This is a genomic window from Oceanisphaera sp., assembly GCF_052084945.1.
Classification (GTDB): Bacteria; Pseudomonadota; Gammaproteobacteria; order Enterobacterales; family Aeromonadaceae; genus Oceanimonas.
In genome coordinates, this window is record NZ_JBQDEX010000142.1 from 1 (window position 1) to 5,714 (window position 5,714).

Here is a 5,714-nt window from a genome sequence, read left to right on the forward strand (position 1 = left end):
GGATTAGGGTTATCGATTGTGCGCTCTATTATGCAGTTACATCAGGGGCAAGTTTGGGTTGAAAGTGACGCTGTGAGCACGCGTTTTATGTTGGCGTTTCCTTGCTCTCAGCCAGATCATACGGCTACTTTATTCAACTAAAGTGTTAAATATGATGATCTTAGGTGCCATTACCTTGCTTAACACAGGTGAATCCCTTATTTTCTAGTGTTTGTTGCTAACTTTTTGTTATTAAGGGAACTAAATGACCAGTAAGCAGGGCACATTATCCTTAACTGTGCCAGTGATGATGGGCTATTTACCGCTAGGGGCTGTGTTTGGGGTGCTGTGGGTGGATGCCAGTCTCACTTGGTATTGGGCGCCGTTAATGAGTGTGATTGTCTATGCCGGCGCATTACAGTATTTGGCAGTGGGCATGCTGGCGGCGGGAATTGGCTGGGTTGATCTGGCTGTTGCGTCCTTATTGGTGAACTTTAGACACCTTTTTTATGGCCTTTCTTTATATCATTTATTGCCCAAAGGCGTGATTGGGCGGCCCTATTTTATCTTTGGTATTACCGACGAAACCTATTCATTATTAAGTGCCTCTGGCCAAGTTAAAGACAGTAAAACCGCCTTACAAGTAGTAGCGCTTAATCAAAGCTATTGGATTTTAGGCACCCTGATCGGCATGGTGTTGGCTCGTGGCTTACCGCCGGGCTTACAAGGGTTAGATTTTGCCTTAACCGCGTTATTTACCGTGCTTGCCGTTGAGCAAATACGGGCTAAAAAAGATTGGGGAGCCGTTGTTTTAGGCCTAGTGGCTTCTGGTCTGGCTGGGGTTTGGATGAGTGAATATTTCTTATTAGCGGCATCCATTATGCTGGTATTAGTGTTGCTAGCATGGCCTAAGTCTTCGGAGGTAACAGCATGAGCAACTTCGATTATTTTATTAGTGCGCTTATTATGGCGGGGGTTACCTTTGGCCTGCGAGCGTTTCCGTTTATCGCTCGTGGTTTTATTGCCCATCATACTCGCATCCAAATACTGGGTCGTCGGCTGCCCGTGGCCATGATGGTGCTATTAACCTTGTATGCCATGAATGTGCATAACTGGAGCCAGCCTAGCGATGGCTATGCCCAAATGCTAGCGGTAGCTGTAGTAGCTATTCTCCAATTATGGCGCCAGCAAGCCTTGCTGAGTATTGCTTCAGGTACTCTGCTTTATATGGCGCTAATGAATAACTGGCTAGGGATCTTGTTGTAATATTTATTGTATTGCAGGGAGTGAAGATACTAAGTAATACCAATCTACCCCAAGCGTAGGGTTGAATTTATTCGACCTCTTTAGGCCTTGCTATAGTTTCTGGTCGATTGAAATCGCCCCAACAGAAGCCATAAAACCCGATCAGTTAGTTTTTCAGATTGGTATAAATAGTAATCCTCGCCCATAAAAAAGGCCCGCACTAGGCGGGCCTTTTCATTAGAAGAGTACGCTATTTACTGGCCATTCCAGGCAGCAATAAGGGCGCGTTCTTCATCCGTCATTTGAGTTAAATTACCCAAAGGCATGTATTTACTGGCTACAACTTGCTGAATAGAGCCCGCTTGCAGCTGTATCTGCTTTTGCGAGTCTAGCATAATACCAGCAGGGGCTGCGGCAAAGCTTGGGTGCGTTGGCTCAGCAGCATGACATTGTACACAGCGATGCTCCATCACAGCTTCTACCTGAGCTAAGGTGATAGCGTCAGCAGTTTGTTCACCGGATTCTGTTGTGGTGCTACTTTGCGTGGGAGCTTCTACAGCAGGCTTAGTGCTAGGTGCGCCAATCCATACTGCGATCAAGATAAGAATAACACCAGCAATCGGGTAACCTGGGCGCTTCTGGCCGCGATGCATCAGAACAAAGTACTGACGAATTAACGCACCAGAGAAGATGAACAGCACCATAATCACCCAAGACAGCTCGTGGGTAAAGGTGAAGGAGTAGTGGTTACTCAGCATCAACAATACGACAGGCAGGGTGAAGTAGGTGTTGTGAACCGAACGCTGACGACCACGTAAACCATCTATAGGATTAGGTGTTTCGCCGGCTTTCATGGCATTAACCATGCGACGCTGACCAGGAATAATCCAAAAGAAAACGTTTGCTGACATGGCGGTAGCCATTACCGCACCGGTTAGCAAGAAAGCGGCACGGCCAGAGAAGATTTGTGTGCTCAAATAAGCCACAATCACCATCATAACGCCAACAGCCACACTCAAAATACCATCACGGGTCATGTTCGGGCTAATGCGCTTACACAGCTCGTTATAGATAACCCAACCTAACAGTAAGAAGGTAAGAGCGGCAATGTTTGCCTGCCAGCCAGTCATATTGGCGGCCCACTCCCACGAACTGCTGTGGTTAACAAGGTAGAAGCTTGGATTGGTCAGGTACAACAAGGTAAACAGACCAAAACCTGACAACCAAGTGGTGTAGGCCTTCCAGAATGACCAGTGCAGGTCTTCTGGTAAGTCTTCTGGGCTAGTTGCATACTTTTGATTGTGGTAGAAACCACCACCGTGCACAGCCCACATTTCACCAAACACGCCTTTTTTCTTGCATGCTTCGCTTTCAGGTGCTTTTAAGCCGTTATCAAGCATAACGAAATAAATAGACTCACCTAACCAAGCGATGGCTGCGATAACGTGCAGCCATCTAATTAACAAGTTACCAAATTCCAGCAGATACGCTTCCATGGTCTTACCTTCTCTGTTTCATATTTATTAGTTGGGACCCTAGCGCATCGAAACAGGTGCCCAACTTACTATGAGCTGGGGGCTGAGACCACATGCGCTGCCTTCTTGAGTTCAAATTGTATGCGTTTTAAAAAGCAAAATGTTGACAATTTGTATGTAGATTTTTTTCAATTTCGTGATGAATGTCAATGATCTTTAACAATAAAATTATTTTATTATTGCTTTTAAAGATAGCTCAATGACAGTATTTTGTCTTAAGTTGTTGCTTATCAGTCACTTACGCTTTAATCGCTGGTGAAGCTTTTTATACACGCAACACTGATTAAAAAACATGCAGCTAACATAAGACGAGATAATGATAACGGATTTTGTGATCAAATGAGCAATAAATTTTATAAAATGTATCAGAAATGCTAAATACTTGCAGTAGAGTGACCTATGGTGATGGTGTTTATCGCTGCTGATAATGCATGTATCAAGTTGATTATTAAATTAATTTTCTGGCGTTCGTACTGAAAATTGCTGCACTCTAGCTGATAATAACTGCTGCAAAGGGCCCGATGAAAAAGACGGTTCTAAGCGCTCCAGTACATAACTGATGCTTTCAAGAGTGGATAAAGCTTGGCCACCAGGGCCTTTACGAATGTGATAAGCCCCCTGTGGCGCTTGACTAAAACTTAAGCAGGGTAATTGAGTTAGCCAAGGGTTTAAGTGTAATAAGCGCCGTGTTTTTCGCCAAGTACCGTCTAATACTATTAAGCCACCAATGTCTTTGGGACAGACGGGGGTAGAGTCTATATTTAGCGCCTGCGCTCCAGGGTACAGCAGCCACCAATTCCCTGAAGTAAGAGGCTGCGGTGGCGTACATATTTCACTTATTTTAATCTGTATATCGGGCAACGCTAAGCGCAGCAAGGGGACCGTGCTTTTGGCGTGTTTTGCTTCTAGCGGATGTTGATAAATCACCATAGGCAATGGGCACGGCTGAGTGATAACATAAGCACATAAACAGGCGCTTTGTGGTAGCTGACAATGAGAGCAGTAAGTGCGAGCCATTTCCTAAATTCCCCCAATAAATATCAATACCTATCATAGCGATAAGCTGCTATGGGTTCATCATGTGCATAAACTATCAATCTGTGACCTTAACTCTTGATTGAGGAAAAGGCGCGGATCGGCGACAATAGTCGCCGTTTTATTCGTCGTCCTCGAGTCGGTGCCATAAGGTGCTTGCTCTTATCAAAGAAGAAACTCGCTCATGTCATCATCGCAATTTCTACAGGAAGTCGCTAAACGTCGTACTTTCGCTATCATCTCGCACCCGGATGCGGGTAAGACTACCATTACCGAAAAAGTACTACTGCACGGCCATGCCATTCAAAGTGCCGGTACCGTAAAAGGGCGTGGTTCTAATCAGCATGCTAAGTCTGACTGGATGGAAATGGAAAAAGAGCGGGGGATTTCGGTCACCACCTCTGTGATGCAGTTTCCTTACAACGATTGCCTGATAAACTTACTGGATACCCCAGGTCACGAAGACTTCTCAGAAGATACTTACCGTACGTTAACGGCCGTGGATTCTTGCTTAATGGTGATTGATGGCGGTAAAGGGGTCGAGGATAGAACCCGCAAATTAATGGAAGTAACTCGACTGCGTACCACGCCCATTGTGACTTTTATCAACAAGCTAGACCGTGATATTCGTGACCCCATGGAGCTGCTTGATGAAGTAGAGAATGAGCTCAACATTATGTGCGCGCCTATTACTTGGCCCATTGGTAGCGGTAAGTGGTTTAAAGGGGTGTATCATTTAGAAAATGACGAGGTGATCCTCTACCAACAAGGCATGGGGCACGCCATTCAAGAAATACAGGTGATTAAGGGGTTAAATAGCCCTGAACTTGAGCAGATACTAGATGCCGATGAGTTAGCTAACTTACGTGATGAGTTAGAGCTGGTGGAAGGCGCTGCCACTAAGTTTGATCACGAATTGTTTTTATCGGGTGAACTAACGCCAGTCTATTTTGGTACTGCATTGGGTAACTTTGGTGTCGATCACGTATTAGATGGTTTTAGCAAGTGGGCACCTGCACCTATGCCGCGTTCAACTCAAGAGCGTGACATTGAAGCGAATGAAGAGAAGTTCTCAGGTTTTGTCTTTAAAATTCAGGCCAATATGGATCCGCGTCACCGTGACCGCATTGCCTTTATGCGTATTGTGTCGGGTGTATATAACCAAGGCATGAAAATGAAACACGTGCGCTTGGGTAAAACCATTAGTATATCTGATGCCGTCACTTTTATGGCTGGCGACCGTGCTCGTGCCGATGAAGCGGTGGCCGGTGATATTATTGGATTACATAACCACGGCACTATTCAAATTGGCGACACCTTTACCCAAGGTGAAGATATTAAGTTTTCTGGTATTCCTAACTTTGCGCCAGAATTGTTCCGCCGTATTCGCCTGCGTGATCCGCTCAAGCAAAAGCAGCTGCTAAAAGGCTTGGTGCAACTATCGGAAGAGGGCGCGGTGCAGTTATTCCGTCCACTGATGAATAATGACTTAATTGTGGGTGCGGTGGGGGTACTGCAGTTTGATGTGGTGGTGGCACGTTTAAAATCAGAATATAACGTAGATGCCCTTTATGAGGCGATTAATGTGTCTACTGCGCGTTGGGTATATGGCACTGACGCGAAAAAACTCGATGAGTTTGAGCGTAAAATGTCACAAAATTTGGCATTAGATGGCGGTGATAACCTAACGTATATAGCGCCGACTATGGTTAATTTAAACTTAACGCAAGAGCGTTATCCTGATATTGAGTTTAGCAAAACTCGCGAGCACTAAGCTTGTGATGATAATGTTGCCCTATAACGCCGGCTTAACCGCCGGCGTTATTGTTTGTCGCACTCACACTATGTGGCTTGGCGTAGTGCATGTAATACCAATCTAAGTAAAAATGTGATCTGATTTAAAGCTGGACCTAGAGGAAA

At 45.2% G+C, this 5,714-nt stretch carries 5 protein-coding genes; 3 read left to right on the top strand and 2 right to left on the bottom strand.

From position 1 onward, the window contains the following. The first annotated feature begins 244 nt into the window (after positions 1-244). Complete coding sequence (locus ACTHY5_RS10935; RefSeq protein WP_441879553.1) at positions 245-913, top strand: AzlC family ABC transporter permease; 669 nt, start codon at positions 245-247, stop codon at positions 911-913. Beyond that, complete coding sequence (locus ACTHY5_RS10940) at positions 910-1,245, top strand: branched-chain amino acid transporter permease (RefSeq protein ID WP_441879555.1); 336 nt, start codon at positions 910-912, stop codon at positions 1,243-1,245. Before ACTHY5_RS10935 ends, ACTHY5_RS10940 begins: the two co-directional genes overlap by 4 nt. A 233-nt stretch (positions 1,246-1,478) precedes the next feature. Here the strand turns inward: ACTHY5_RS10940 and ACTHY5_RS10945 are convergent, their stop codons facing one another. Together ACTHY5_RS10945 and ACTHY5_RS10950 are read right to left on the bottom strand one after the other, a co-directional pair. After that, positions 1,479-2,720, bottom strand: a complete 1,242-nt coding sequence (locus ACTHY5_RS10945) for a urate hydroxylase PuuD (RefSeq protein WP_441879557.1) — start codon at positions 2,718-2,720, stop codon at positions 1,479-1,481. 492 nt (positions 2,721-3,212) lie between these two features. Continuing rightward, positions 3,213-3,776 (bottom strand): tRNA-uridine aminocarboxypropyltransferase, encoded by a 564-nt coding sequence (locus ACTHY5_RS10950; protein ID WP_441879559.1) that lies wholly within the window; start codon positions 3,774-3,776, stop codon positions 3,213-3,215. 202 nt (positions 3,777-3,978) lie between these two features. On the opposite strand from ACTHY5_RS10950, the gene prfC reads away from it, so the two are divergent. Beyond that, positions 3,979-5,568, top strand: a complete 1,590-nt coding sequence (prfC, locus tag ACTHY5_RS10955) for a peptide chain release factor 3 (RefSeq protein WP_441879561.1) — start codon at positions 3,979-3,981, stop codon at positions 5,566-5,568. The last annotated feature ends 146 nt before the right edge of the window (positions 5,569-5,714 follow it).